Source organism: Streptomyces sp. Y309, assembly GCF_056712025.1.
The window spans coordinates 5,401,235-5,427,480 of record NZ_CM160048.1 but is presented as its reverse complement, the minus strand read 5'-3'; the positions used below and the strand labels follow the sequence as shown (position 1 = coordinate 5,427,480).

Genomic DNA, 26,246 nt, shown 5'->3' with positions numbered 1-26,246 from the left:
CAGGTGCGCCCGACACCGCGTACCGTGATAGGTGCACGAAACCTGATAGGTGCACGAAATTTCCGGCTGGTTCGCGCGACCTCGCGGCCAGGGAACACGTCTGAGGAGACTGTGCTGTGAGCGGGATCAAGACGACCGGCGAGAAGAAGATGATGTTCTTCTCCGGCCGCGCCCACCCCGAGCTGGCCGAGGAGGTCGCACATCAGCTGGGCATCGGTGTCGTACCGACGAAGGCCTTCGACTTCGCCAACGGCGAGATCTATGTGCGCTATCAGGAGTCCGCGCGCGGCGCCGACTGCTTCCTGATCCAGAGCCACACGGCTCCCATCAATAAGTGGATCATGGAGCAGCTGATCATGATCGACGCTCTGAAGCGGGCCTCCGCGCGGAGCATCACCGTGATCGTGCCCTTCTACGGCTACGCCCGCCAGGACAAGAAGCACCGCGGCCGCGAGCCCATCTCGGCCCGCCTGATCGCGGACCTCCTGGGGGCCGCGGGCGCCGACCGCATCGTCTCGGTCGACCTGCACACCGACCAGATCGTCGGCTTCTTCGACGGCCCGGTCGACCACCTCTTCGCGCTGCCGATCCTCGCGGACTACGTGGGCACGAAGGTCGACAAGGACAAGCTCACGGTCGTCTCGCCGGACGCGGGCCGCGTGCGCGTCGCCGACCGCTGGTGCGACCGCCTGGGCGCCCCGCTGGCGATCGTGCACAAGCGCCGCGACAAGGACGTCGCCAACCAGGTCACGGTGCACGAGGTCGTCGGCAACGTCGAGGGCCGCGTCTGCGTCCTCGTCGACGACATGATCGACACCGGTGGCACCATCTGCGCCGCCGCCGACGCGCTCTTCGCGCACGGCGCCGAGGACGTCATCGTGACGGCCACGCACGGCGTGCTCTCCGGCCCGGCCGCCGACCGCCTGAAGAACTCCAAGGTCAGCGAGTTCGTCTTCACCAACACGCTGCCCACGCCGAACGAGCTGGAGCTCGACAAGATCACGGTCCTCTCGATCGCCCCGACGATCGCCAACGCGGTCCGGGAGATCTTCGAGGACGGCTCCGTGACCAGCCTGTTCGAGGAGCAGGGCGGCCCCGCGTAGCCGCGGCGCCCGGGCCCTTCCCGGGCACCTGCAAGATCCTTTTGGGTGCGGCCTCCGCTCCGAGTAGACTGTCGAAGTTGCTCGGCGAGGGAGGCCGCACTCGCGTTTGTACGAACGCAGTGTGCGGCGGTCCGTTATCGACGCGCTCTTCGTAGCAGGCCAGTCGTGGCCGGGTGACGCACCTGTTCACCTATCTACGAGGAGTGCACCATGTCTGAGGTCAAGCTCACCGCCGAGACCCGCACCGAGTTCGGCAAGGGCGCCGCCCGCCGCATCCGCCGCGAGGACAAGGTCCCCGGCGTCCTGTACGGCCACGGCACCGACCCGGTCCACATCGCCCTTCCCGGCCACGACCTGCTCATGGCCCTGCGCACGCCGAACGTCCTCATCTCCCTGGACATCGACGGCACGACCCAGCTCGCCATCCCGAAGGCCGTGCAGCGCGACGTCCTGCGCCAGGGCATCCTGACCCACGTCGACCTGCTCCTCGTGAAGCGCGGCGAGAAGGTCAACGTGGACATCTACGTCCACACCGAGGGCGAGCTCGCCCCGGGCGCCAACCTCCTGGAGCACGTCCTCAACGCGCTTCCGGTCGAGGCCGAGGCCACCCACATCCCCGAGTCCGTCACGGTCTCCATCGAGGGCCTGACCGCCGGCGACTCCGTCCTCGCCAAGGACGTCCCGCTGCCGGCCGGCACCAAGCTGGCCGTCGAGGACGACACCGTCGTCCTGCAGGTCCTGGCCGCGCAGGCCGAGGAAGCCGCCGCCGAGGGCGAGGGCGAAGAGGCCGCCGAGGCCTGATCCCCACAGCTCGCAGCACCGACCGCCGCTCAGCGCCCAGGCGCCGGGCGGCGGTTGGGCTATGAATGAGCCGTGCGCGCCATGAAAAAGGAGCCATGCGCGCCATGAAGGAGACACGCAGATGACGACGGACCCCAGCGCCCCCTGGCTGATCGTGGGTCTCGGCAACCCCGGCCCCGGCTACGCCATGAACCGGCACAACGTGGGCTTCATGGTCGCCGACCTGCTCGCCGACCGGATCGGCGGCAGCTTCAAGCGGGCCGCCAAAACGCAGGCCCAGGTCCTCGAGGGCCGCGTCGGCCCGATGGGCCCCGGCAGCCGCCGCGTCGTCCTCGCCAAGCCCCTGTCGTACATGAACCTGTCGGGCGGCCCGGTCACCGCGCTGCGCGACTTCTACAAGGTGCCGACGGCGAACATCGTCGCCGTCCACGACGAGCTGGACATCGACTACGGCGTGCTGCGCCTGAAGCTGGGCGGCGGCGACAACGGCCACAACGGCCTGAAGTCGATGACCAAGGCGATGGGCCCCGACTACCACCGGATCCGCTTCGGCATCGGCCGCCCGCCGGGCCGCATGCAGGTCGCCGACTTCGTCCTGAAGGACTTCTCCGGCGCCGAGCGCAAGGAGCTCGACTACTTCGTGGACCGCGCCGCGGACTCCGTGGAGTGCCTCGTGACCGAGGGCCTGGAGCGGGCGCAGAGCGCGTACAACTCCTGACGTACGGGACGCTTGTGGCGTACGGGACGACAACTCTGGCGTACGGGGACGTTCGACCCGTCGGCTGTTGACGGAGCGTGGTGGCCTGCCCAAGGATCGCCGCCATGCCTGCCTACCTACTGCGGGCCGCGGCGGGACTCGTCGCGGCCCTGATCCTGACCGCCGGCGTCTGGGCGTCGTGGGGGACGGCGCGGTATGTGATGGTGCCCGACGACGGGCGGGAGCGGGGCATGCTGTCCGTCGCGCGCTGCGGCGGCGAGGAGTGCACCGGCCCGTACGCGCCCGCGTCCGGCGGCAAGCCGCGCGACCGCGTCGTCATCGACCGCTCGGTCGCGGCCCGCAAGGGCGAGCGCATCCCGGTCGTGGTCAAGCCCGGCTCACACGAGGCGGTCCGCAGCGGCGGCCCGGGCTTCCTGCACGCGTGGCTGCCGCTGGGCGGCGCGCTGCTGCTCGCCGCGGTGGTGGTGGCCGGGGGCCTGCGCCTGAACCGCTTCGCGGGCGGACTCGCGCTCGCGGGCGGGGCCCAACTGACGGCGTCCTTCGCGGCGTTGACGCTCTGACGTACGTATGCATGCCCGAGGGCCCCGCACCTGCGAAAGGTGCGGGGCCCTCGGGCGTGAACCGGGCGGCGGTCAGCCGGTGTTGCGCAGCCCCGCCGCGACACCGTTGACCGTGAGCAGCAGCGCCCGCGCGAGCAGCGGGTCGGACTCCTCGCCCGCGGCCGCCGCGTCCCGCTGCCGCTTGAGCAGCGCGACCTGGAGGTAGGAGATCGGGTCCAGGTAGGCGTCGCGGATCGAGAAGGTCTGCTGGAGCACCGGGTTGGAGTCGAGCAGCCGCTCGCCGCCGGTGATGCGAAGGACCTCGGTGACCGTCAGCGCGTGCTCGGCCTCGATGGTGGCGAAGACGTGCTTCAGGTCGTCCGGCACCAGCGTGTCCACGTAGTGCCGGGCGATGCGCAGGTCGGTCTTGGCCAGCGTCATCTCCACGTTGGAGAGGAAGTTCCGGAAGAAGTGCCAGTGCTCGTACATCTCGTCGAGGACGGTGTCGAGACCGGACTCGCGCAGCGCCTTCAGGCCGGAGCCGACGCCGAACCAGCCGGGCACGATCTGCCGCGACTGCGTCCAGCCGAACACCCATGGGATGGCGCGCAGGCCGTCGAGCGAGACGCCCGAGCCGGGGCGACGGGAGGGCCGGGAGCCCAGGTGCAGCTCGGCGAGCTGGTCGACCGGCGTGGAGGCGAGGAAGTAGGTCGGCAGGTCCGGGTCCTCGACAAGGCTGCGGTACGCGGAGTGCGCGGCGTCCGAGACGACGTCCATCGCGGCGTCCCAGCGGGACAGCGCCTCGTCGGACTGGCGGGGCGCCGTGTGCAGGGCGGAGGCCTGGAGGGTCGCGGCGACCGTCAGTTCCAGGTTCTCCCGGGCCAGGGACGGCACCAGGTACTTGTCGGAGATGACCTCGCCCTGCTCGGTCACCTTGATCTCGCCCTCCAGGGTTCCCCAGGGCTGGGCGAGGATCGCGTCGTGGGACGGGCCGCCGCCCCGGCCGACGGTGCCGCCGCGGCCGTGGAAGAGCCGCAGGCGTACGCCGTACCGGTGCGCGACGTCGCGCAGCCGGCGCTGCGCCCGGTGGATCTCCCACTGCGAGGTGGTGATGCCGCCGAACTTGGAGGAGTCGGAGTAGCCGAGCATGACCTCCTGGACGTCGCCGCGCAGCGCGACCAGGCGCCGGTAGGACGGGTCGGCCAGCATCTCGTCCAGGATGACGTCGGCGGCGCGCAGCTCGTCCGTGGTCTCCAGGAGCGGCACGATGCCGATCTTCGCCCAGCCCGCGTGCAGGTCGACCAGGCCGGCCTCGCGCGCGAGCACGGCCGCGGCGAACACGTCGTCCGCGCCCTGGCACATCGAGATGATGTACGACTCGATGACCTCGGGCCCGAACACGTCGAGGGCCTTCTTCACCGTCCCGAACACGCCGAGCGTCTTCTCGCCGGCCGCGTCGAGCGGGGCGGGCGAGGGCGCCAGCGGGCGGCGCGAGCGCAGCTCCTTGGCGAGCAGCTTCTGCCGGTACTCGCGCGGCATGTCCGCGTACCGCCAGGACTCCTCGCCGAGCCGGTCGAAGAGCTGGCCGAGCGCGTGGTGGTGGGCGTCGGCGTGCTCGCGCACGTCCATGGTGGCGAGCTGCAGGCCGAACGCGGAGAGCGTACGGATCGTGCGGTTCATGCGGCCGTCGGCGAACAGGCCGCCCTTGTGCGCGCGCAGCGAGGTCTGGATGAGCGTGAGGTCGTGGATCAGCTCGGTCGTGCCCAGATAGTCGCGGCCCGGCTCGTGCGCGGTGCCCCTGGCCAGGCGCTGCTTGGTGTTCTCCAGCTTCTGCCGGATGCAGGTGGCCTTGAGGCGGTAGGGCTCCTCGGCGTTGAGGCGCTTATAGCGGGGGCTGATCTCGGGCAGCCGCTCCAGGTCGCACTGGAGCGAGGTGAGGAGCTCCTCGGTGGCGCCGGTGTAGCGGATGGAGTTGGACAGGAAGCCGCGGAGCTCGTCGATCATCTCCAGGGCGTCGTTGATGCCGTGCTCGTGCTGGAGGATCAGGACTTCCCAGGTGACGTCGGGCGTCACGTTCGGGTTGCCGTCGCGGTCGCCGCCGATCCAGGTGCCGAAGGTCAGCGGGCGGACCTCCCGCGGCAGCTCGACGCCGACGCGCTCCAGCTCCGCGATGAGGTCCTCCAGGACGTCGCCGACGGCGCCGGCGTGCAGCTCGTCCAGGTAGTAGATGGCGTTGCGGGCCTCGTCGGCGGGCTCGGGGCGGACCACCCGGAGCTCGTCCGTCTGCCAGACGAGGTCGATGTTCTCGGCCAGTCGGGTGTCGTGGCGGCGCCGGTCGGCCTCGATGACCGGGGTCTCCAGGAGCTCGGCGACGCGGCGCAGCTTGTTGAGCACGGAGCGGCGGGCGGCCTCCGTGGGGTGCGCCGTGAAGACGGGGCGCACGTTCAGGTGCTGCACGGTCTGGCGCAGGTGCTCGGGGTCGGCGTCCTTGAGCCGGTCCGCCGTCCGGGCGAGCAGGCCGCCCTCGGCGGCGCGCTTGGCGCGCAGCTCATGGCCGCGGTGCACCTGCTCGGTGACGTTCGCGAGGTGGAAGTACGTGGAGAAGGCGCGCACGAGCTTGGCGGCCGTCTCCAGTTCAGTGCCGCCGAGGAGGCGGGCGGCGGCCTCGCCGTCCTCGCGGGTCAGGCGGCGCACCTTCTCCACCAGGTCGAGGAGCTCGGGGCCCTCCTGGCGTACGAGGGTCTCGCCGAGGAGGTCGCCGAGGCGACGGATGTCGGCGCGCAGCTCGCTGTTCGTGCCGGCCGACGCGGGCCTGGTGCTCGCGGGGGCCGGGCTGGCGGTCTGGTCGTCGGCACTGCTCACAGGTGCGGCTCCTTGCAGTGAATTCCGCCGTTTCGGGGAGGGCGGAAGACGGGTGGGCACGTCTGGGAGGGGTCCCGGCGGTGGTACCGGGGGAGATACAGAGCGGACCGCGCTGTCCGACCGATCCAAGGATAGGTGTCGATGCGTCCGTGCCGACTCGCGGCCTCTTGCCGCGACACAGCGCCCTGCGATACTTACGAGGCCGTAACCTACGGTCCCGTAGCCACGCGCATGCACGGGCCCCTCCATGGGCACTCGCCCGTCCGGCGCCTTCCCGCCCGGCACGCGCCGACACCTCCGAATCCCACGCAGTCACCCTCGAGCCCTCAGGGGAAGCCTCTATGACCACAAGCCCCGACGTCATCGACGAACCCAAAGGGTCGCCCGCGGACACCCCGGTCCCGTCCGCGACCCTGGGCGGCGAGCAGAAGCGCTCGCTGGAGCAGATCACGCTGCTGCTGTTCATCACCGTCCCGTTCCTTGCCCTGGTGGCGGCGGTGCCGCTGGCCTGGGGCTGGGGCGTGAGCTGGCTGGACCTCGGACTCCTTGTCTTCATGTACTACCTGGGCTGCCACGGCATCACCATCGGCTTCCACCGCTACTTCACGCACGGCTCCTTCAAGGCGAAGCGGCCGCTGCGCATCGCCCTCGCGATCGCCGGGTCGCTGGCCGTGGAGGGCCCGCTGGTGCGGTGGGTCGCCGACCACCGCAAGCACCACAAGTTCTCCGACGCCGAGGGCGACCCGCACTCGCCGTGGCGCTTCGGCGAGACGGTCCCGGCCCTGATGAAGGGCCTGTGGTGGGCGCACATCGGCTGGATGTTCGACGAGGAGCAGACGCCGCAGGACAAGTACGCCCCCGACCTGATCAAGGACCCGGCGATCCGTCGCGTCTCGCGTCAGTTCATCCTGTGGACGGTGGTGTCCCTCGCGCTGCCGCCGCTGGTGGGCGGCCTGGTCACGATGTCGTGGTGGGGCGCGTTCACGGCCTTCTTCTGGGGCTCACTCGTCCGGGTGGCGCTGCTGCACCATGTGACGTGGTCCATCAACTCGATCTGCCACGCGGTGGGCAAGCGCCCCTTCAAGTCCCGCGACCGCTCCGGGAACGTGTGGTGGCTGGCGGTCCTGTCCTGCGGCGAGTCCTGGCACAACCTGCACCACGCCGACCCGACGTCGGCGCGGCACGGCGTGATGCGCGGCCAGCTCGACTCGTCCGCGCGGATCATCCGCTGGTTCGAACAGCTCGGCTGGGCGTATGACGTGCGGTGGCCCTCGAAGACCCGCATCGACGCCCGCCGCAAGCCGGCCGACGAGGCGGATGCCGACGAATCGATGGGCGCCCCGGGCAAGCGCCAGGCCGCAGACGCGGCATGATGGAACCCGTGGCGACCGACTCCAGCACACCGAGCACGACGCGCTCCGCGCGGGCCTCCCAGGGCCCCGCGAGTTCGAACACCGACAAGCCCCGGCGGGCCCGCCGGACCCGGATGACGGGCGCCGAGCGCCGCGAGCAGCTGCTGGACATCGGCCGCACCCTGTTTGCCGCCAAGGGCTTCGAAGGCACCTCGGTCGAGGAGATCGCGGCGAAGGCCGGCGTCTCCAAGCCGGTGGTGTACGAGCACTTCGGCGGCAAGGAGGGTCTGTACGCGGTGGTGGTGGACCGCGAGATGCGCCAGCTCCTCGGCATGGTGACCGGCTCCCTCACTGCAGGCCACCCCCGCGAGCTCTGCGAACAGGCCGCCTTCGCCCTCCTCGACTACATCGAGGAGTACACGGACGGCTTCCGCATCCTGGTCCGCGACTCCCCCATCCCCCAGTCCACGGGCTCCTTCGCGTCCCTCATCTCCGACATCGCCACCCAGGTCGAGGACATCCTCGGCCAGGAGTTCAAGACCCGCGGCTTCGACCCGAAGCTGGCCCCCCTCTACGCCCAGGCCCTGGTGGGCAGCGTCGCGCTGACCGGCCAGTGGTGGCTGGACGTCCGCAAGCCGAAGAAGGCGGAGGTGGCGGCCCACCTGGTCAACCTGGCCTGGCACGGCCTGGACGGCCTGGAACCGAAGCCGCGCCTGATAGGGCACCGCAAGTCCTGACGGCGCCGGGCGGGCGCGCCCGCCGCTACGGCACATCGTCAGGTGTCGCCCACGGGCTCCAGGAACTCCAGGCGGTTGCCCACCGGATCCTCGGAGTAGAAGCGGCGGTGGCCCGGGAGATCGGCGTCCCAGACGACCTCGGCGCCCCGGGCCGCCAGCCGGGCCGCGTAGGCCTCGATGCCGGTGACCCGCAGCCCGGGATGGGCCTTGCGGGCCGCTCGGAAGCCGGCCTCGACGCCCAGATGGAGGCGTACGTCACCGGCCTCGAACCAGCAGCCTCCGCGCGCCGCGAGCGCAGGTGGTTTCGGCACCTCGGTCATCCCGAGCACGCCCACGTAGTACGCCCGCAGCGCGTCCTCGCTGCCGGGCGGGGCGGCGAGCTGCACATGGTCGACGGCCGCGAGCGTCATGCGACGCCACCACCCTTGCGGGCCACCGCGAACAGTCGCCGGAAGGGGAACACCGTGCCGTGCTTCCCCGGCGGGTAGGCCGCGCGCAGCAGCTCGCGGTACTCGTCCAGGAACTCCTCCCGCGCCGCGGGGTCGTCGGCGAGGGCCGTGAGGACGGGGCGCAGGCCGGTTCCCTTGACCCAGTCGAGGACCGGGTCGGCGCCGGTGAGCAGATGCTGGTACGTGGTCTCCCAGACGTCGGCCGCGCAGCCGAGGCCGGTGAGCTGTTCCAGGTAGGCGGTGGGCGGCAGCACGGCGTCGGCGTGCCGAAGGACCGTGCCGAGCCGGTCTCGCCAGCGCTCGCTCGCGCACAGCTCCCGCATCAGGGTGTGGCTGGGCGCACCGAAGTTCGCGGGCATCTGGACGGCGAGCACCCCGCCGGGGCGCAGGGCCGCCACCCAGCCGGGGATGCGGTCGGCGTGCCCGGGCACCCACTGGAGCGTGGCGTTGGAGACGATCAGGTCGTACGTCTCCGGGGCGGGCGCCCACGTACCGGCGTCCGCGTGCGCGAACTCCAGGCGGCCGCCGCCCCCGGTGGGCCCCGCGACGGCCGCGGCCTCGCGCAGCATCTCCGGGGAGTTGTCGAAGCCGGTGATGTGCGCGCCGGGCCAGCGCTCGGCGAGCAGCACGGTGACGTTGCCGGGGCCGCAGCCCAGGTCGGCGATGCGGGGCGGGCCGCCGTCGGGGGCGGCGGGCAGCGCGGGCACCTGGGCGAGCAGGTCCCGGAAGGGGCGGGCGCGGTGGCCGGAGTGGCGCAGATACTGGTCCGGGTCCCAGGTGGGCGACGCGGTGGGCGGCATGGATGCTCCTCTGCGTACCGATGCGTACCGAAGGGGTCCCGTTCATCTTCAACCCGAAGTATCTCGACGTCAAGAGACTTCATGTCGACAGACCCCCTACACTGATCGTCATGGAGGACGAGGTCGACCGGCTGGTCGCTGCATGGCGTCGGGAGCGCCCTGACCTCGACGTGGAACCGCTCGAGGTGCTGAGCCGCGTGAGCAGGCTGGCGCGGCATCTCGACCGCGCGCGTCGGCTGGCGTTCTCCGAGCACGAGCTGGAGCCCTGGGAGTTCGACGTGCTGACGTCGCTGCGGCGCGCGGGCGCGCCGTATCAGCTCTCGCCGGGCCAGCTCCTCACCCAGACCCTGGTCACGTCCGGCACGATGACCAACCGCATCGACCGCCTGGCGAAGAAGGGCCTGGTCGAGCGGTTGCCGGATCCCAGCGACCGGCGGGGCGTGCTGGTCCGCCTCACCGACGAGGGCCGAGACCGCGCCGACCAGGCGCTCGCCGGACTGCTTGACCAGGAGCGGGCGATCCTCGGCGAGCTGTCGCGCGCGCAGCGCAGTGAACTGGCGGCGCTGCTACGCCAGTTGACCGCCCCGTTCGACAACATCCCCGGCTAGGTCGACGGGGCCGACGCCGGCTCTGCGGGCGAGCGCGACGGCGGCGAGCGTGGAGTGCACGCCGAGTTTGCCGAGGACGTTCTGCATATGGGTGCGGACGGTGTGCGGGGACAGGAACAGCCGCTCGGCGACCGCCTTGCGCCCGAGCCCGGCCACCATGCACCGCAGCACTTCCCGCTCGCGCGGCGTGAGGGACTCCACGAGCCGCTCACTCTCCGTACGATGCTTGCGTGCCGCGGTCAGCTCGCGCAGAACACCGGTGAGCAGGGCGGGCGGCAGATGCGTCTCGTCGCGAAGCACGCCCCGGATGACCGTGAGCAGCCGCGACAGCGAGCAGTCCTTCGCCACCCAGCCGGACGCGCCTGCCTGCAGCGCGAGGGCCGCGCGGCGCGGGTCGTCCTTCTCCGCGAGCACGACCGTGCGCACCGTGGGCTGGCCCGAACGCACGCCCGCGACCAGGGAGATGCCGTCCACGAGCCCGTCCGCCTGCCCGTCGTGCACCGGCACGGCGGGACGGGCGCCCTGCAGGGCCGACGCGGAACCGCCCAGGTCGGCGTCGACCAGCAGCACGTCGTATCTGCGGCCTTCCGCTGCCGCGCGGTCGAGGCAGCGCAGGGCCGCGGGGCCGCTGCCCGCGGCGGACACGTCCACGTCGGGCTCGGCCGCGAGCGCCGCTGCGAGCGACTCGGCGAAGATGCGGTGGTCGTCGACGACCAGGACTCGGATTCGAACCACAGAAACCCCCACAGGTCGGAGTGCGACCGAGGCAGGTACGGCGCCCGGCTGGGGGCCACCGCAGCCCGCACGGCCGCCGCCGTGCCGTGACTGCCACCCCCACGCCGGGCGTCGTACCCGACTGTCTCGCCCCCTGAACGGCGCCGGCCCCCACCGGCGCTGTCCTTCAGAGTACGGACGGGGGCTGCGAGCGGAAGTGGATTTGCAGAACTGATTGACCGGCGCGTTTATGGTGAGCCGTATGTTTCGTATTGAGACAGGAGTCGACAAAGAACGGCTTCGTCTGCTTCGGGAGCGGCTGGTGGACGCCAACACGGCCGCCTCACCGGTGCTGCGGGCGCTGCGCGGCACGCCCGAGGAGCAGGAAGAGCCGCTCGGCGTATGGGCGTTGGGGGCCGGGGGTGAACTGGTCGGCGGGCTCGGCGGGTACACCTGGGCGCGGTGGCTGCACGTGAGTTGGCTGTGGGTCGCCGAGGAGTGCCGGGGGGCGGGGCTCGGGGGACGGTTGCTCGCCGAGGGCGAGCGGGTCGCCCGCGTCGAGCGTGGCTGCCGCAACTCCCGCCTGGAGACCTGGGACTTCCAGGCCCCCGGCTTCTACCGCCAGCAGGGCTACGACGTCGTCTGCGTGATCCCCGACTACCCGGAGGGGGTCAAGGAGTTCACGCTGACAAAGCGCTTGCGCTGAGGCGGGGCCTTGCCGGGGGCTCCCCTGCCCTACTCCTCACTCCTCCTCGGGCTCAGGCTCCGGCGCCACCGCCGGCCGCAGCCACAGCCACGCCAGGAAGAACAAGCCCAGGGCCAGCATGCCCAGGCCGGTCCACAGGTTGATGTTGATGTCCTCGGCCTTCTTCAGGTCCGCGTCGGACGCGGTGAGGCCGGCGATGGTGACGATGACGCCGTAGACGACGAACAGGCCGCCGATGATGCGCCGGATGTCGAAGAGCCGCGCGGCCGTCGCGGACTTCCGCTCCAGCTCGGAGACTTCCTTCTGCAGGTCGGACATGATTCCTCAGGCTTCGCGTAGGGGGGCCGGATCGATAAGGGCTCAGAACGAGTACGGGACGTAGCAGGCGGCGGCCAGCACGATCGCGCCCCAGCCGAGCAACGCCGGCCGGCGGTACCAGGCGTCGTCGCCCGCCTCGGCCCCGTCGTCCTCCTCCGTGCCGGGAGACACCGTCCCGTACACCAGACCGGCCAGCTCGGCCGCCGGCTTGGGCGCGGTGAAGAGGGTGACCGCCACCATGACCACCGCACCGGCGACGAAGCCGACGATCGCGGAGACGAAGTTGGCGCCCTGGTCGCTGGGGATGTCGATGACGCCCTGCTTGTAGATCCAGAAGTAGTTGACCATCGCGGCGGTGGTGCCCGCGATCAGCCCCCACATGCCGGACTTCATCGACGCCCGCTTCCAGAACATGCCGATGATGAAGACGACGAACATGGGGACGTTGAAGAAGGAGAAGAGCGTCTGGAGGTAGCTCATGATGTTCTCGAACGACGAGGCGATGAAGGCCGTGCCGATCGAGGCGAGCACACCGATCGCGGTGATGAGCCGCCCGAACTTCAAGTAGTAGCCGTCCTCACGGTCCTTGACGACGTACTTGGCCCAGATGTCGTACGTGAACACGGTGTTGAAGGACGACACGTTCGCCGCCATGCCCGCCATGAAGGCCGCGAGCAGGCCGGTCACCGCGATGCCGAGGACGCCGTTGGGCAGCAGTTCCTGCATCAGGTAGGGGATGGCGTCGTTGTACGTCAGGTCCGATCCCGCGGTGCCGATCTTCGGGACCAGGACGGCGGCGACCAGGCCCGGGATCATCACCAGGAACACGATGAGCATCTTGGGGAAGGCGGCGATGAGGGGCGTGCGCTTCGCGGCGGAGAGGTTCTTCGCGGACAGGGCGCGCTGCACCTCGGCGAAGTTCGTCGTCCAGTAGCCGAAGGAGAGCACGAAGCCGAGGCCCAGGATGATGGTGAGCCAGTTGGCGCCGAGCGGGTTGGGGTCGCCGATGCCGGTGCCGCCCCAGGCGGTCATGAAGTTGTCGCCGTGCTGCTTCTCGATCGAGCCGCTGAGCCCGTCCCAGCCGCCGACCTTCTTCATGCCGATGACGCAGATCGGTATGAGCGCGGCGAGGATCACGAAGAACTGCAGGACCTCGTTGTAGATCGCCGATGACAGGCCGCCGATGGTGATGTACGCGAGCACGAAGAACCCGGCGACGACGATCGCCACCCACTGCGGCCAGCCGAGCAGCGCCTCCACGACGATCGCGAGGGCGTAGAGGTTCACGCCCGCGATCAGCACCGCGGCGAAGGCGAACAGCGCCGAGCTGAGCAGGTGGGCGGATTTGTCGAAGCGCTGGAGCAGGAACTCGGGGACCGAGCGGACCTTGCTGCGGTAGTAGAAGGGCATCATCACCAGGCCGAGGAAGACCATGGCCGGGATGGCGCCGATCCAGTACCAGTGGACGACCGCGACGCCGTACTGCGCGCCGGTCGCCGCCATGCCGAGGATCTCGGTGGCGCCGAGGTTCGCGGCGACGAAGGCGAGGCCGGTGACCCAGGCGGGCAGCGAACGCCCGGACAGGAAGAAGTCGAGGCTGGTCTTCACGGAGCGCCGGGCGGCGAATCCGATGCCGAGGACGACCACGAAGTAGATCGCCAGGATCGCGTAGTCGAGCCCGTTGGTGGGCAGCCGGAGCCCCTCGGCGAGGGTGATGTGCGTCTGCGAGGACGGGGAAGGAGGGGACTGCATGAGAACTCGCTTCGTCGCGCGAACTGATCAGACCGGAACCTACGCCTCACGCTTCAGTAAGTGAACAGTTCTGTTGATGTTCTTTGTTTGATTGTGATCGAGTCCATGGGTATCCCGCGGTCCGCCCAGGTGGGCCCGGGGACCGGATGGTGGTTCGGTATCCCGGCCGACGTGCGGAGCATTGACGAGGCTGTTGGCTTGTGGTTTGTTATGTGCGGTTCTGTTGGCGGGCAGTGTGAGGAGCCCCATCCGTGAAGAAGACCTCGACTCGTCTCGCCGACGGTCGTGAGCTCATCTACTACGACGTGCGCGACGACACCGTGCGCACGGCGGCCGACAGCAGACCCCTCGACCCCGTCGCCACCACCTCCGAGGTCCGCCGGGACCCCCTCCTCGGCGACAGCGTGGCGATCGCCTCCCACCGCCAGGGCCGCACCTACCACCCCCCGGCCGACGAGTGCCCCCTGTGCCCCTCCGCCGGCGGCCGCCGCACCGAGATCCCCGACTCCTCGTACGACGTCGTGGTCTTCGAGAACCGCTTCCCCTCGCTGGCGGGCGACGCGGGCCGGTGCGAGGTCGTCTGCTTCACCTCCGACCACACGGCGTCCTTCGCCGACCTCACCGACGCGCAGGCCGGGCTCGTCCTGGAGGCCTGGACCGACCGCACCGCCGAGCTGTCGCACCTGCCGTCCGTGGCGCAGGTCTTCTGCTTCGAGAACCGCGGCGCGGAGATCGGCGTGACCCTCGGCCACCCGCACGGGCAGATCTACGCCTACCCCTTCGTCACCCCGCGCACGGCCCTGATGCTGCACTCCCTGGCCGGCCACCGCGCCGCCACCGGCCGCAACCTCTTCGACGACGTCCTCGCCGAGGAGCGCGCCGGTGAGCGCGTCGTCCTGGACGCCGAGCACTGGGTGGCCTTCGTGCCGTACGCCGCGCACTGGCCCTACGAGGTGCACCTCTACCCCAAGCGCCGGGTCCCCGACCTGCTGGGCCTGGACGAAGCGGCCCGCACAGAATTCCCCAAGGTCTACCTGGAACTGTTGCAGCGCTTCGACCGGATCTTCGGCGACAGTGAACGCGAGAGCGGCGGTGAGCCGCCGACGCCGTACATCGCGGCCTGGCACCAGGCCCCGTTCACGGCGCTGGACGAGTACGAGGGTGTCAACCGCGACGACTTCGCGCTCCACCTCGAGCTTTTCACCATTCGCCGCACTTCGGGCAAGCTGAAGTTCCTCGCGGGTTCCGAATCCGGCATGAGTGTGTTCATCAACGATGTGCCGCCGGAGGCCGCGGCCCAGCGACTGCGAGAGGTAGCGAGTTGATGAGTGGGAAGTACCTGGTCACGGGTGGCGCCGGCTATGTCGGCAGCGTCGTCGCCCAGCACCTGATCGAGGCCGGGCACGAGGTGACGGTCCTCGACAACCTCTCCACGGGCTTCCGCGAGGGCGTGCCCGCGGGCGCCGCGTTCATCGAGGGCGACATCCGCGACGCCGCCAAATGGCTGGACGCCTCCTACGACGCGGTGCTGCACTTCGCGGCCTTCTCGCAGGTCGGCGAGTCCGTCGTGAAGCCCGAGAAGTACTGGGACAACAACGTCGGCGGCACGATGGCGCTGCTCGCCGCGATGCGCGACGCGGGCGTGCGCAAGCTGGTGTTCTCCTCCACCGCGGCGACGTACGGCGAACCGGTGAACACCCCCATCACGGAGACCGACCCCACGGCCCCCACCTCCCCCTACGGCGCGTCCAAGCTCGCCGTCGACCACATGATCGGCGGCGAGGCGGCCGCGCACGGACTGGGTGCGGTGTCCCTTCGCTACTTCAACGTGGCGGGCGCGTACGGCAGTTGCGGGGAGCGGCACGACCCCGAGTCGCACCTGATCCCGCTCGTCCTCCAGGTCGCGCAGGGCAGGCGCGAGGCGATCTCCGTCTTCGGCGACGACTACCCGACGCCCGACGGCACCTGTGTCCGCGACTACATCCACGTCGCCGACCTCGCCGAGGCCCACCTGCTCGCCCTCGACGCCGCCGCCCCCGGCGAGCACCTGATCTGCAACCTGGGCAACGGCAACGGCTTCTCCGTGCGCGAGGTCATCGAGACCGTCCGCCAGGTGACCGGTCACCCCGTCCCGGAGGTCGTGGCCGCGCGCCGCGGCGGCGACCCGGCGGTCCTCGTGGCCTCCGCCGCCACCGCCCGCGAGCGGCTCGGCTGGAACCCGTCCCGCGCGGATCTCGCGGGCATCGTCGCCGACGCCTGGGCGTTCGCCCGGCAAAGGGGGTAACCCGACTCATGTCCGCCGCCGAGGAGTTCACCGTGTCCGCCGCCGAGGTGTCCGACGCGTTCACCGCGCTGTACGGGTACGCGCCCGCCGGGGTCTGGGCGGCGCCGGGCCGCGTCAACCTCATCGGCGAGTACACGGACTTCAACGAAGGCTTCGTGATGCCGCTCGCCCTGCCGCACACCGCGGTCGCGGCCGTCGCCCGGCGCGACGACGGCATCCTGCGCGTGCACTCCGCCGACGTGGAGGGCCCCGTCGTCGAGCTCCCCGTGGACGGCCTGACGCCGCTGTCCGACGGGGGCTGGGCCGCGTATCCGGCGGGCGTGGCGTGGGCGCTGCGGGACGCGGGGCACGCGGTCGGCGGCGCGGACGTGCACCTCGCGTCGACGGTCCCGACGGGGGCGGGCCTCTCGTCTTCGGCGGCCCTGGAGGTCGTCACCGCGATTGCTCTTGATGAGCTGTACGAACTCGGGCTCACCCGGCGCGAGTTGGCGCTGCTCGCCCAGCGCGCCGAGAACGCCTTCGTGGGCGTGCCGTGCGGCGTCATGGACCAGATGGCGTCCGCCGCCTGCGAGGCCGGGCACGTGCTGCACCTCGACTGCCGTGATCTGTCGGTGCGGCAGGTGCCCTTCGATCTCGCCGGGGAAGGGCTTGTGCTGCTCGTCGTCGACACGCGGGTCAAGCACGCGCTGGGGGACGGGGCGTACGCGGAGCGGCGGGCCGGGTGCGAGGCCGGGGCGCGGGCCCTCGGCGTCTCCCACCTCCGCGACGTCCCCTTCGCCGAACTGCCCTCCGCCCTGGACCGGTTGCCCGACGCCGACGACGACCGCGTACGCCGCTACGTCCGCCACGTCGTGTCCGACGACCACCGCGTCGAGCGGGTCATCTCCCTCCTCGACGCCGGGGACGTGCGCGGCATCGGGCCCGTCCTCACCGAGGGGCACATCTCCCTGCGGGACGATCTGCGCATCTCCTGCGCGGAGTTGGACCTCGTGGTGGAGGCCACGTGCGCCGCGGGGGCCCTCGGGGCCCGGATGACCGGGGGCGGTTTCGGAGGCTCCGCGATCGTCCTCGCCGAGGCGGCGGACGCGGACGCCCTCACAAAGACCGTCCACGAGGCCTTCGCGGGCGCCGGGTTCGCGGCTCCCCGGGTGTTTCCGGCGGTGGCTTCGGCGGGGGCGCGGAGGTTGTAGCCCTGCCGGGGGCTCCGCCCCCGGACCCCCGTATCGGCCTGAACGGCCTCGTCCTCAAACGCCGGACGGGCTGACAACGTGCCGGTAAGTTCTAGCCCCTCCGGCGTTTGAGGAGCGGGGTCTGGGGCGGAGCCCCAGTTTCGGGAAGGGGCGGGCCTGGGGCGTCCCACGAGGGCTACGCGTCCGGTGATGGGTCCGAGTTGTTGACGTGGTGGTCCGGCCCCCGGGCCGGGCGTTCCGCGCGGTCGAGGAGGCCGGTGCGGGCGGCGAGGGCGGCGGCCTCCAGGCGGGAGCCGACACCGAGTTTCATGAGGACGCGCTGGACGTGGGTGCGCGCGGTGCTGGGCGCGATGCCCATGCCGGCGGCGATCAGCCGGGTGTCCTCGCCGTCGGCGACCCGGACCAGCACCTCGACCTCACGCGGCGTGAGCATCTGGAGGAGGCGCTGCCCCTCGTCGTCGGGCTGCGCGGCGGGGTTGAGGAGCTCGCTGAAGGCGCCTTGAAGCAATTGGGGCGCGACGGCGGCCTCACCGGCGCGCGCCTTCATGATGGCGCGCTCGACTCCTTCGATGCGCTCGTCATGACGTACATATCCGGAGGCGCCGGAGGCGAACGCGGCCGCGATCCCACGAGGCGACGGGACGGGCCCCAGCACCACCACGGCCACCTGTGGCCGCTCCCGCTTGATCCGCACCACCGGGTCGAACATGCCCGGCTCCGCCGGCGTGGCCGTGCCGAGGAGGCAGACCTCCGGCGCCCTGCTGATGACCAGCTCCGCCGCACCGGCGGCGGGCGCGGCCGCGGCGAGCACCCGGTGCCCGCGCAGTTTCAGCGCCGAGGCGAGTGCCTCGGCGAGCAAGCGGTGGTCGTCGACCACCATGAGCCGCACACCCACAGCGCAACCCCCCAAAGTCCCCCACGGAATTCCCCCACGGAACTCCCCAATGATCCCCCCACGGAATCGGGGGCCCCGGCCCTCCATCTCCCGGAAGCTACACGCTTGTTCGACGTTGCGCTGCCCCTACCGTCCAGAAGCGGCCCGGAATGCCTCAATCACTGCCTTTCAGAGCGATGGGGTGTACGCGAGTACGGAGCGTGAACCTCACACGACGGAAACGGCCCCGCACTCGATCGGGCGAGTGCGGGGCCGTCCGGTACCGCTGTGGGCGCGCCGCGCTTACCCTGCGCGGCGCGGCCGGTCACTGCGTGGTGAAGCCCAGCGCGATGTACTCCTTGTCGTCCTTGGAGTACGGCTTGCTGATCAGCTTCTTGCCCATGAACAAGTTGCCGTTCGTGTACAGCAGTTCATTGGACTTCGGGACCATGCCGCTGATGGCGCTGCTGACCGATTCGGTCGCGGGCGTCTCCAGGAGCGTGGTCTCCTTCATCGACCCGCCGTCGAGCGAGACGACCTTGGCGCCCTTGTTGTAGCCGCCGCCCTTGTACGCGAGGACGTTGCCGCCGTCCATGCGCAGCGGGAACATCTCGCCGTCCTTGCCGGCGTCGGCGCGGTCACCGGTCGTCTTGCCGGTGGCCAGCGAGAACGCGATGATCTCGTTGGTGAAGCCGTAGTCCGAACCGCCCGCGTCGTGCTGGCGCGTGGGCACGTACAGCTTGTCGTTGCCGACGACGATGGCGTTGCAGCTCGCCCACTTGTTGACCTCGCAGTCGTGGGAGTACTTGCCGTCCTCGAGCTTGATGCGGGCGCGCAGCTTGCCGTTGTTGCTCAGCGAGAACACGTCGGTGGCGCCGCTCGCCGTGATCTCCTCGGTGTCCTGGCCGAAGACGACCGGGTTGGTCGAGATGATCTTGGCGTTGTCGATGCCGGGAGCCAGCGGGTAGGACCACTTCTCCTTGCCCGTCTTCGGGTCGAGGAGCTGGATCTTGAGCTTCGCGTCGTCGTAGTCGCCGCACTTGCGGACCGCGACGAGCTGGTCGCCGCCCGCGTAACCGGCGTCCTTGCACGTGTCGCCGACCGACGGCTTCCACAGGAGCTTGCCGGACATGTTCCAGGCGGCGCCCGTGCCGCCGGTGCCTGCGCCCGCGGCGATGGTGTCACCGGAGATGGCGATCTCCTCGAACTCCACCTTCGAGCCGCTGGTGGAGACGTTCTCCGACCACAGCTTCTTGCCGGACTTCAGGTCGACCGCGGCGACCTCGCTGCAGTCGGGGTACTTGTTCGCCTTGGTGGACTTGGCGTCCTTGTAGACGACCGCGGCGATGCCCTCCTTCGTGACCTCCTTGGAGACCGCGCAGGTCTCACCGGCCAGCGGGATCGTCCACTTCTGCTTGCCGGACGCCGGGTCGTAGGCGATGAGGGCGTGGTCCTTGTCCTTGCCGACGAAGCCGCTCTTCACGTACGTGTCGTCGGTCAGCCAGGAGCCCGCGACGCTCCAGATGTCGTCCTTGGGCACCGCGGGCGCCGGGATCTGGAAGCCCACCTTGGCGCTGGTGTTCCCCGGGACCTTCTCCTTGGCGGGGCCGCCGGGGGCCGGCGGGCCGTCCTTGTCGCCGCCCTTGCCCTTGCCGCCCTTGCCGTCGCCGCCCTTGGCGCTGTTGTTCTTGTCGTCGTCCTTCTGCGTCGAGGCGTACCAGACACCGCCGCCGACGATCAGGGCGATGGCCGCGACGGCCGCCACGATGATCGTCATCTGCTTGTTGGGCTTCTTGCCGCCACCGCCGCCGCCCGGCTGGGGCTGCATGGGCATGGTCGGCTGGCCCGGGTAGCCGTACCCCGGCTGCTGGCCGGGCTGCCCCGGGTAGCCGTAGCCGGGCTGCTGCTGGCCCGCGGCCGGGAAGGCCGGCTGCGTCGGCTGGCCGTACGCGGGCGGCGGGGTGCCGGGCGCCGCGGGCGGCGGGGTCCCCGGGGCTCCCGGCGCCTGCGGGTAGCCGTAGTTCGGCTGGCCCTGCGGGGGCGGCGGGGGCGTCTGGGGGGCCGCGGGCGGGGCCGCGGGAGCGGCGGGCGGCGGCGCCTGCGGGTAGCCGTAGCCCTGCTGCGAGGGGTCCTGAGGCGCGCCGAACCCGCCGGGCGGGGGGTCCTGAGGGGCGCCGAAACCGCCCTGCGGGGGCTGGTTGGGCGGCTGGGGCGGCTGTGTCATGACAACTTTCCTTGGGGACGAAAGAGGGTGATCAAGCGGGTGGGGAGCGCTACTTGCCGTAGGCCAGCATCAGCTTCTCGCGCCCCTGAGCGGTGCCGGAGAGCCTGGTCTGGGAGATGTAGAAGCGCCCGTCCACGTAGTCGATCGCCTTCGAGAAGAAGCCGTTCTCGATCCGCGACGTCCCTTCCGGGTGCTTCAGCAGGGTCTTCGGCGTGTGCGTGCCGCTGGTCCCGATGGACACGACCCGGCCGCCGCCGTCGTACGAAGGCTCGACGTACGCCACCAGGTCGCCGTTCTGCGTCTTCAGCGGCAGCATCGAGGTGTCCTGCGGGGACTTCGCCCGCCAGGCCTCCTTGCCGGTGGCGAGGCTGATCGCGACGATCTCGTTGGCGCCGGTGGTCTTCTTGGTCGGCAGGTAGAGGTACTTCTCGTCGGCCGCGACGCCGGCGCAGGCCTGCAGGTCACGCCCGAGGCCGCCCCAGCCGCACTCCGGCGCGAAGTCCTCGTCGACCTGGACCTCGGAACGGGTGGCGGAGCTGCCGGACTTCAGCGTGGTGATGTTCCACTGCTTCTTGTCCTCGTTGGTGGCGTAGAGGACCGTGGGGCTGGTGGAGTAGACGTGCTCGAGGCGCCAGCCCTTGGGGAACTTCTTCGTCCACTTGATCTTGCCGGTCTCGGGGTCGAGTTCGGCGATCTCGTCGTGCTCGGTGGGCGTGCTCGCGCCGCACGACATCGCCATCAGGAGGCGGTCGCCGCCGGTGAACCCGGCCGGGAAGCAGGTGCCCTCGTCCTTCTTGCGGGTCACGAACATCTGGTCGCCGTCGCTCATGCTGAAGGCGGTGCCGGACTGGGAGCGGCCGACCATCAACGTGTCGCCGGTGATGTTCAGTTCGAGGCTGAGCGTGGAGTCGAAGAGACCTTCCTCCTTGATCGTCTTCTTCCAGCCCTTCTTGCCCGTCTTCAGGTCCACGACCTGGAGCTGGTCGCACTTGGCGGAGCTCTTCGTGCCGCTCTTGTACGCGATGGCGATCTTGCCGTCCTCGCTGACCTGCTTGGACGCGGCGCAGATGTCGTACTGCACCTCGATGGCGGGCCAGGCGGGCTTGCCGTCCGCGACCTTGTAGCCGAGGACTTCCTTGTACGCCGCCTTGGCCGCGACGCCGTCCTCGACCCACATGCCGGGGGCGTCGGCGCCCTTGCCGGGGACCTTGGGGGCCTCCTTGTACCAGAGCACCTTGGCCTCGTCCGGCTGGCGGCCCGCGTTGAGGTCCTCCTTGCCTTCGTGGCCGTCGCCGCTGCCGTCGCCCGGGTTGACCGGGGCGGAGGCGGAGGACTTGGGGTCCTTGTTCTTCGCGTCGGACTTCTTCTTGTCGTCGTCACCGCCGCTGGTGACCGCGAAGACGGCGCCGCCCGCGACGAGCAGGGCCGCCACGGCCGCGCCGATGATCACCGCGGGCTTGCCCTTGAAGGGGCTCTTGCCGCCGCCACCGCCGCCGGGCGGGGTGCCGGGACCACCGGGCTGACCCTGCTGCGGATAGCCGTACCCCGGCTGCTGGCCGTAGGGGCCCGCCTGGCCGGGCTGCGTGGGCTGGCCGTACGGACCCGGCTGCTGCGGCTGACCGTAGGGGCCTGGCTGGCCGGGCTGCGCGGGCTGGCCGTAGGGACCCGGCTGGCCCGGCTGCGCGGGCTGGCCGTACGGGCCCGGCTGCTGCGGGTAGCCGTAGGGGCCGGGCTGCTGAGGCTGGCCGGGCGGCTGCTGCGGGTAGCCGTAGCCGGGCTGCGGGGCCTGCGGTTGCCCCGGCTGCGGAGTCGGCGGCTGGCCGGGCTGCTGTGGATCCTGTGGAGCTCCGAAGCCGCCGTGCGGCGGCTGGTTGGGCGGCTGAGTCATCAGCGCTTCCCCCTTCACTGATTTTCGGCACGCCAAGTGGTGCTCAGGCCGACCTTTCTATCACCCCATTCAAGCCATGACAGGGGCCGGTCCCGCCCCTGTACCCAAGGGAGGACCGGCCTGTGATGCGTCTGTTACGGGATGCTCACGCGTCCTCCGCGAGTTCCAGCCAGCGCATCTCCAACTCCTCGCGCTCGCCGACGAGTTCCCGGAGCTCCGCGTCCAGTTTCGCCACCTTTTCAAAGTCTGTGGCGTTATCGGCGATCTGTGCGTGCAGCTTGGTCTCCTTCTCGGAAACCTTGTCCAGCTGCCGCTCGATCTTCTGGAGTTCCTTCTTCGCCGCACGCGCGTCGGCCGCGGACACGCTCTTCGTCCCGGCCGGGGCGGCGGCAGTGGGCGCGGGGGCGGCCGGGGCGGCGGCCTCGGTCATGCGCTGCCTGCGCTCCAGATACTCGTCGATGCCGCGCGGCAGCATCCGCATCGTCGCGTCGCCCAGGAGCGCGAACACGCGGTCGGTGGTGCGCTCGACGAAGAACCGGTCGTGCGAGATGACCACCATCGAGCCGGGCCACCCGTCGAGCACGTCCTCCAGCTGCGTCAGCGTCTCGATGTCGAGGTCGTTGGTGGGCTCGTCGAGGAAGAGGACGTTCGGCTCGTCCATGAGGAGGCGCAGCAGCTGCAGCCGCCGCCGCTCACCGCCGGACAGGTCGCCGACGGGCGTCCACTGCTTCTCCTTGCTGAACCCGAACGTCTCGCAGAGCTGCCCCGCGGTCATCTCCCGGCCCTTGCCGAGGTCGACCCGCTCGCGCACCTGCTGCACGGCCTCCAGGACCCGGAGCGCCGGGTCCAGCTCGGCGACCTCCTGCGAGAGGTAGGCCAGCTTGACGGTCTTGCCGACGACGACGCGGCCGGCGGCGGGCTGCTTGTCGCCGTCCGTGCGGGCGGCATCCGCCATGGCGCGCAGCAGGGAGGTCTTGCCGGCGCCGTTCACACCGACCAGGCCGATGCGGTCGCCGGGGCCGAGCTGCCAGGTCAGGTGCTTGAGCAGCAGCTTGGGTCCGGCCTGGACGCTCACGTCCTCCAGGTCGAAGACGGTCTTGCCGAGCCGGGTGGTGGCGAACTTCATCAGCTCGCTGCTGTCCCGCGGCGGCGGCACGTCCTGGATCAGCGCGTTGGCGGCCTCGACGCGGAAGCGGGGCTTGGAGGTGCGGGCCGGGGCGCCGCGGCGCAGCCACGCGAGCTCCTTGCGGACCAGGTTCTGCCGCTTGGTCTCCTCGGTGGCGGCGATCCGCTCGCGCTCGGCGCGCGCGAAGACGTAGTCGGAGTACCCGCCCTCGTACTCGTAGACCGTGCCCTTCTGTACGTCCCACATCCGCGTGCACACCTGGTCCAGGAACCACCGGTCGTGGGTGACGCAGACCAGGGCCGAGCGGCGCTCGCGCAGATGCCGCGCGAGCCACGAAATCCCTTCCACGTCGAGGTGGTTGGTGGGCTCGTCGAGCACGATGAGGTCCTGCTCGTCGATCAGCAGCTTCGCGAGCGCGATGCGCCGCCGCTCACCGCCCGAGAGCGGCCCGATGACGGTGTCGAGGCCGTGCTCGAAGCCGGGCAGGGCGAGCCCGCCGAACAGGCCCGTGAGTACGTCCCGGATCTTGGCGCTGCCCGCCCACTCGTGGTCGGCCATGTCACCGATGACCTCGTGCCGCACGGTGGCCTCGGGGTCCAGCGAGTCGTGCTGCGTGAGCACCCCGATCCGCAGGCCGCCGCTGTGCGTGACGCGCCCCGAATCGGCCTCCTCCAGCTTGGCGAGCATGCGGATGAGGGTCGTCTTCCCGTCACCGTTGCGCCCGACCACGCCGATCCTGTCCCCCTCGGACACACCGAGTGAGACACCGTCGAGCAGCGCGCGGGTGCCGTACACCTTGCTGACTGCCTCGACATTGACCAGGTTGACGGCCATTTCTCTCCTGACGACGGAATGCGATCGATCGTCCAGCCTAGTCGGGCTCCGGAGCCTTCGGCGGTGGGAGCCTGTCGCGCGGGGGTACGCCGCCGGTGCCGGGGGCGCGGTACGCCGCCGACGCTGCGGGCGCGGTACGCCGCCGACGCTAGGGGCGCGGATCGATCACCGTCGCGCCCGGGGCGGGGGAGGCGGCGACGCGGGCGGTGCGGCAGGTGCCGGAGGTGCGGAGGGCCTCGGCCACGTGCCGGGCGGACTCCGGGTCCTTCGCCAGGAAGGCGGTGGTGGGGCCGGAGCCGGAGACGATGGCGGCCAGGGCGCCGGCCGCGGTGCCCGTCTTCAGGGTGTCGGCGAGCGCCGGGAAGAGGGAGAGCGCGGCGGGCTGGAGGTCGTTGGCGAGGGCGGCCGCGAGGGCGGTGGCGTCGCCGGTGCGGAGGGCGTCCAGCAGGGCTGCGGACGCCTCGGGGGCGGGGGCCTCCGGGGTGAGGCGGTCGAACTCCCCGTACACGGCCGGGGTGGAGAGGCCGCCGTCGGCGACGGCGAACACCCAGTGGAAGGTGCCGCCGACGGTCAGGCCGGTCAGCTGCTCGCCCCGCCCGGTGCCGAGCGCCGCGCCGCCGACCAGGCTGAACGGCACGTCGCTGCCCAACTCGGCGCAGATGTCGAGGAGTTCGGCACGGGAGGCGCCGGTGCCCCACAGCGCGTCGCACGCCACCAGGGCGCCCGCACCGTCCGCGCTGCCGCCCGCCATGCCGCCCGCCACGGGGATGTCCTTGGTGATGTGGATGTGTACGTCGGCCCGGCGGCCGTACCGCGCGGCCAGCGCCTCGGCCGCGCGCGCCGCCAGGTTCGTGCGGTCCAGGGGGACCTGGTCGGCGCCCGGCCCCTCGCAGGTCACGCGCAGCTCGTCCGCGGGGGTCACGGTGACCTCGTCGTACAGGCCGACGGCCAGGAAGACGTTCGCGAGGTCGTGGAAGCCGTCGGGGCGGGCGGCGCCGACGGCGAGCTGGGCGTTGACCTTGGCGGGGACGCGGACGGTGATGGCGGGGGGCGGGGTCACTTACCGGGTTCCTCGGTTTCGGCGGTGGTGTCGGTGGCGGTGAGCTTGTTCTCCGCGATCCGCGCGAACTCCTCCACCGTCAGGGACTCGCCGCGTGCCTGCGGTGAGACGCCCGCCGCGACCAGGGCCGCCTCGGCCGCGGCGGCGGAGCCCGCCCAGCCCGCGAGGGCCGCGCGCAGCGTCTTCCTGCGCTGGGCGAACGCGGCGTCGACGACCGCGAACACCTCCCGCTTGGACGCGGTGGTCTTCACGGGCTCGGCGCGGCGCACCAGCGACACCAGGCCCGAGTCGACGTTCGGGGCGGGCCAGAAGACGTTGCGGCCGATGGCGCCCGCGCGCTTGACCTCGGCGTACCAGTTCGCCTTCACCGACGGGACGCCGTACACCTTCGAGCCCGGGTCGGCGGCGAGCCGGTCGGCGACCTCGGCCTGCACCATCACCAGCGTGCGCTCGATGGTGGGGAAGGTGTCCAGCATGTGCAGCAGGACCGGTACGGCGACGTTGTACGGGAGGTTCGCGACCAGGGCGGTCGGGGCGGGGCCCGGGAGTTCGCGGACGAGCATGGCGTCGCTGTGGACCAGGTCGAAGGAGGCCGCCTTCGCGGGGAGGCGGGCCTCGACCGTCGACGGGAGCGCCGCGGCGAGCACGTCGTCGATCTCCACGGCGGTGACGTGGGACGCGGTCTCCAGGAGGGCCAGGGTCAGCGAGCCGAGGCCCGGGCCGACCTCCACGACGACGTCGTCCGGGCCGACCTCCGCGGTGCGGACGATGCGGCGGACGGTGTTCGCGTCGATGACGAAGTTCTGGCCGCGCTGCTTGGTCGGGCGTACGCCGAGGGTCGCGGCGAGGTCGCGGATGTCGGCGGGGCCCAGGAGGGCGCCTTGCTCGGTGGTCACCGCCCCAGGGTAGCCCTGGGTGCGCCGCACTTTGCTGGCGTGGGCGCCTTGGAGCTGCTTCCCCCCTTATGGGGCTTCGCCCCTCTCCCCCTTTTCGGCCCTCCGGGCCTCGTCCTCAAACGCCGGACGGGCTGATACTCCGCCCGTCGGCCTCAGGACGCCCCGGGGCGGGCAACGGACCGGAGCCTCGACCTCAGGGCGCCCCGGGGCAGGCAACGGACCGGAGCCATTGGCTCCGGCGTCGACCGGGCCCCCACTCACCCCGTCGACGCCGAACAACCCTCCCCGGCACCGGAAGCCTGGCCCGCCCGTAGCCCCCGCACGCCGCGACCCCGGTGCCGGCCCGACGCCGCATGTGTGGTGGAAACGGGCGGGCGGGTGGGAGATGTCCGCCGCGGAGCGGCGGGACAG

At 71.2% G+C, this 26,246-nt stretch carries 23 protein-coding genes; 11 read left to right on the top strand and 12 right to left on the bottom strand.

What is annotated here, in order from left to right; translation table 11 throughout:
• The first annotated feature begins 116 nt into the window (after positions 1-116).
• The 4 genes from AC0KTA_RS22220 (at position 117) to AC0KTA_RS22205 (ending at position 3,182) form a co-directional block, all read left to right on the top strand.
• On the top strand, positions 117-1,103 hold the full coding sequence (locus AC0KTA_RS22220) for a ribose-phosphate diphosphokinase (protein WP_481049979.1): 987 nt from the start codon (positions 117-119) through the stop codon (positions 1,101-1,103).
• Between the two features lie 210 nt (positions 1,104-1,313).
• Positions 1,314-1,904, top strand: a complete 591-nt coding sequence (locus AC0KTA_RS22215) for a 50S ribosomal protein L25/general stress protein Ctc (protein ID WP_481049978.1) — start codon at positions 1,314-1,316, stop codon at positions 1,902-1,904.
• Positions 1,905-2,025: 121 nt separating this feature from the next.
• On the top strand, positions 2,026-2,622 hold the full coding sequence (gene pth / locus AC0KTA_RS22210) for an aminoacyl-tRNA hydrolase (RefSeq protein WP_481049977.1): 597 nt from the start codon (positions 2,026-2,028) through the stop codon (positions 2,620-2,622).
• A gap of 104 nt (positions 2,623-2,726) precedes the next feature.
• Positions 2,727-3,182 carry a hypothetical protein gene (locus tag AC0KTA_RS22205; RefSeq protein ID WP_481049976.1) on the top strand — a complete coding sequence of 152 codons (456 nt, stop codon included), beginning with the start codon at positions 2,727-2,729 and terminating at the stop codon, positions 3,180-3,182.
• A 72-nt stretch (positions 3,183-3,254) separates the two neighbouring features.
• On the opposite strand, the gene ppc is transcribed toward AC0KTA_RS22205, so the two are convergent.
• Positions 3,255-6,023: a phosphoenolpyruvate carboxylase gene (gene ppc / locus AC0KTA_RS22200; protein ID WP_481049975.1), complete on the bottom strand. Its 2,769-nt coding sequence runs from the start codon at positions 6,021-6,023 to the stop codon at positions 3,255-3,257.
• A gap of 341 nt (positions 6,024-6,364) precedes the next feature.
• Between ppc and AC0KTA_RS22195 the strand changes: the two genes are divergently transcribed.
• On the top strand, positions 6,365-7,396 hold the full coding sequence (locus AC0KTA_RS22195; RefSeq protein ID WP_481049974.1) for an acyl-CoA desaturase: 1,032 nt from the start codon (positions 6,365-6,367) through the stop codon (positions 7,394-7,396).
• Positions 7,393-8,112 (top strand): TetR/AcrR family transcriptional regulator, encoded by a 720-nt coding sequence (locus AC0KTA_RS22190; protein ID WP_481049973.1) that lies wholly within the window; start codon positions 7,393-7,395, stop codon positions 8,110-8,112. The genes AC0KTA_RS22195 and AC0KTA_RS22190 overlap by 4 nt, the downstream gene beginning before the upstream one ends.
• A gap of 38 nt (positions 8,113-8,150) precedes the next feature.
• Here AC0KTA_RS22190 and AC0KTA_RS22185 read toward each other — a convergent pair whose 3' ends face one another.
• Both AC0KTA_RS22185 and AC0KTA_RS22180 read right to left on the bottom strand, forming a co-directional pair.
• On the bottom strand, positions 8,151-8,522 hold the full coding sequence (locus AC0KTA_RS22185; protein WP_481049972.1) for a VOC family protein: 372 nt from the start codon (positions 8,520-8,522) through the stop codon (positions 8,151-8,153).
• The gene (locus AC0KTA_RS22180; protein ID WP_481049971.1) at positions 8,519-9,361 is read right to left on the bottom strand and encodes a trans-aconitate 2-methyltransferase; all 843 of its coding nucleotides are present in this window, start codon (positions 9,359-9,361) and stop codon (positions 8,519-8,521) included. The genes AC0KTA_RS22185 and AC0KTA_RS22180 overlap by 4 nt, the downstream gene beginning before the upstream one ends.
• A 110-nt stretch (positions 9,362-9,471) precedes the next feature.
• Between AC0KTA_RS22180 and tamR the strand changes: the two genes are divergently transcribed.
• Positions 9,472-9,969, top strand: a complete 498-nt coding sequence (tamR, locus tag AC0KTA_RS22175) for a MarR family transcriptional regulator TamR (protein ID WP_481049970.1) — start codon at positions 9,472-9,474, stop codon at positions 9,967-9,969.
• Here tamR and AC0KTA_RS22170 read toward each other — a convergent pair.
• Positions 9,928-10,704 carry a LuxR C-terminal-related transcriptional regulator gene (locus AC0KTA_RS22170; protein ID WP_481049969.1) on the bottom strand — a complete coding sequence of 259 codons (777 nt, stop codon included), beginning with the start codon at positions 10,702-10,704 and terminating at the stop codon, positions 9,928-9,930. The genes tamR and AC0KTA_RS22170 overlap by 42 nt on opposite strands.
• 229 nt (positions 10,705-10,933) lie before the next feature.
• Here AC0KTA_RS22170 and AC0KTA_RS22165 point away from each other — a divergent pair, with 229 nt between their 5' ends.
• Positions 10,934-11,389, top strand: a complete 456-nt coding sequence (locus tag AC0KTA_RS22165) for a GNAT family N-acetyltransferase (protein WP_481049968.1) — start codon at positions 10,934-10,936, stop codon at positions 11,387-11,389.
• A gap of 36 nt (positions 11,390-11,425) precedes the next feature.
• Here AC0KTA_RS22165 and AC0KTA_RS22160 read toward each other — a convergent pair whose 3' ends face one another.
• Together AC0KTA_RS22160 and AC0KTA_RS22155 are read right to left on the bottom strand one after the other, a co-directional pair.
• A complete protein-coding gene (locus AC0KTA_RS22160; RefSeq protein WP_481049967.1) occupies positions 11,426-11,707 on the bottom strand; it encodes a hypothetical protein in 282 nt (93 codons plus the stop codon).
• A gap of 42 nt (positions 11,708-11,749) precedes the next feature.
• Positions 11,750-13,459: a sodium:solute symporter family protein gene (locus AC0KTA_RS22155; RefSeq protein WP_481049966.1), complete on the bottom strand. Its 1,710-nt coding sequence runs from the start codon at positions 13,457-13,459 to the stop codon at positions 11,750-11,752.
• Positions 13,460-13,710: 251 nt separating this feature from the next.
• On the opposite strand from AC0KTA_RS22155, the gene galT reads away from it, so the two are divergent.
• The 3 genes from galT to galK are packed head-to-tail and all read left to right on the top strand — an operon-like array spanning position 13,711 to position 16,933.
• Positions 13,711-14,784: a galactose-1-phosphate uridylyltransferase gene (galT, locus tag AC0KTA_RS22150; protein WP_481049965.1), complete on the top strand. Its 1,074-nt coding sequence runs from the start codon at positions 13,711-13,713 to the stop codon at positions 14,782-14,784.
• Complete coding sequence (gene galE / locus AC0KTA_RS22145) at positions 14,784-15,743, top strand: UDP-glucose 4-epimerase GalE (protein ID WP_481049964.1); 960 nt, start codon at positions 14,784-14,786, stop codon at positions 15,741-15,743. Before galT ends, galE begins: the two co-directional genes overlap by 1 nt.
• An 8-nt stretch (positions 15,744-15,751) precedes the next feature.
• Entirely contained in the window at positions 15,752-16,933 is a 1,182-nt protein-coding gene (galK, locus tag AC0KTA_RS22140; protein WP_481049963.1) for a galactokinase, read from the top strand.
• A gap of 175 nt (positions 16,934-17,108) precedes the next feature.
• On the opposite strand, the gene AC0KTA_RS22135 is transcribed toward galK, so the two are convergent.
• The 6 genes from AC0KTA_RS22135 to rsmA form a co-directional block, all read right to left on the bottom strand.
• Entirely contained in the window at positions 17,109-17,813 is a 705-nt protein-coding gene (locus tag AC0KTA_RS22135; RefSeq protein ID WP_481049962.1) for a helix-turn-helix transcriptional regulator, read from the bottom strand.
• Positions 17,814-18,132: 319 nt separating this feature from the next.
• The gene (locus AC0KTA_RS22130; protein ID WP_481049961.1) at positions 18,133-20,031 is read right to left on the bottom strand and encodes an outer membrane protein assembly factor BamB family protein; all 1,899 of its coding nucleotides are present in this window, start codon (positions 20,029-20,031) and stop codon (positions 18,133-18,135) included.
• Between the two features lie 49 nt (positions 20,032-20,080).
• On the bottom strand, positions 20,081-21,919 hold the full coding sequence (locus AC0KTA_RS22125; protein ID WP_481049960.1) for a collagen-like triple helix repeat-containing protein: 1,839 nt from the start codon (positions 21,917-21,919) through the stop codon (positions 20,081-20,083).
• Between the two features lie 145 nt (positions 21,920-22,064).
• Positions 22,065-23,879, bottom strand: coding sequence for an ABC-F family ATP-binding cassette domain-containing protein (locus AC0KTA_RS22120; protein ID WP_481049959.1), 1,815 nt, complete (start codon positions 23,877-23,879; stop codon positions 22,065-22,067).
• Between the two features lie 148 nt (positions 23,880-24,027).
• A complete protein-coding gene (locus tag AC0KTA_RS22115; protein WP_481049958.1) occupies positions 24,028-24,939 on the bottom strand; it encodes a 4-(cytidine 5'-diphospho)-2-C-methyl-D-erythritol kinase in 912 nt (303 codons plus the stop codon).
• Positions 24,936-25,835, bottom strand: coding sequence for a 16S rRNA (adenine(1518)-N(6)/adenine(1519)-N(6))-dimethyltransferase RsmA (gene rsmA / locus AC0KTA_RS22110; protein WP_481049957.1), 900 nt, complete (start codon positions 25,833-25,835; stop codon positions 24,936-24,938). The genes AC0KTA_RS22115 and rsmA overlap by 4 nt, the downstream gene beginning before the upstream one ends.
• Positions 25,836-26,246: the final 411 nt, after the last annotated feature.

Excerpts from the sequence above, each read along its gene's own strand:
- AC0KTA_RS22215 (WP_481049978.1), top strand. The coding sequence starts at position 1,314 with ATGTCTGAGGTCAAGCTCACCGCCGAGACCCGCACCGAGTTCGGCAAG.
- pth (WP_481049977.1), top strand. The coding sequence starts at position 2,026 with ATGACGACGGACCCCAGCGCCCCCTGGCTGATCGTGGGTCTCGGCAAC.
- AC0KTA_RS22205 (WP_481049976.1), top strand. The coding sequence starts at position 2,727 with ATGCCTGCCTACCTACTGCGGGCCGCGGCGGGACTCGTCGCGGCCCTG.
- AC0KTA_RS22195 (WP_481049974.1), top strand. The coding sequence starts at position 6,365 with ATGACCACAAGCCCCGACGTCATCGACGAACCCAAAGGGTCGCCCGCG.
- AC0KTA_RS22190 (WP_481049973.1), top strand. The coding sequence starts at position 7,393 with ATGATGGAACCCGTGGCGACCGACTCCAGCACACCGAGCACGACGCGC.
- AC0KTA_RS22185 (WP_481049972.1), bottom strand. The coding sequence starts at position 8,522 with ATGACGCTCGCGGCCGTCGACCATGTGCAGCTCGCCGCCCCGCCCGGC.
- AC0KTA_RS22180 (WP_481049971.1), bottom strand. The coding sequence starts at position 9,361 with ATGCCGCCCACCGCGTCGCCCACCTGGGACCCGGACCAGTATCTGCGC.
- tamR (WP_481049970.1), top strand. The coding sequence starts at position 9,472 with ATGGAGGACGAGGTCGACCGGCTGGTCGCTGCATGGCGTCGGGAGCGC.
- AC0KTA_RS22165 (WP_481049968.1), top strand. The coding sequence starts at position 10,934 with ATGGTGAGCCGTATGTTTCGTATTGAGACAGGAGTCGACAAAGAACGG.
- AC0KTA_RS22160 (WP_481049967.1), bottom strand. The coding sequence starts at position 11,707 with ATGTCCGACCTGCAGAAGGAAGTCTCCGAGCTGGAGCGGAAGTCCGCG.
- AC0KTA_RS22155 (WP_481049966.1), bottom strand. The coding sequence starts at position 13,459 with ATGCAGTCCCCTCCTTCCCCGTCCTCGCAGACGCACATCACCCTCGCC.
- galE (WP_481049964.1), top strand. The coding sequence starts at position 14,784 with ATGAGTGGGAAGTACCTGGTCACGGGTGGCGCCGGCTATGTCGGCAGC.
- galK (WP_481049963.1), top strand. The coding sequence starts at position 15,752 with ATGTCCGCCGCCGAGGAGTTCACCGTGTCCGCCGCCGAGGTGTCCGAC.
- AC0KTA_RS22135 (WP_481049962.1), bottom strand. The coding sequence starts at position 17,813 with ATGGTGGTCGACGACCACCGCTTGCTCGCCGAGGCACTCGCCTCGGCG.
- AC0KTA_RS22130 (WP_481049961.1), bottom strand. The coding sequence starts at position 20,031 with ATGACACAGCCGCCCCAGCCGCCCAACCAGCCCCCGCAGGGCGGTTTC.
- AC0KTA_RS22125 (WP_481049960.1), bottom strand. The coding sequence starts at position 21,919 with ATGACTCAGCCGCCCAACCAGCCGCCGCACGGCGGCTTCGGAGCTCCA.
- AC0KTA_RS22120 (WP_481049959.1), bottom strand. The coding sequence starts at position 23,879 with ATGGCCGTCAACCTGGTCAATGTCGAGGCAGTCAGCAAGGTGTACGGC.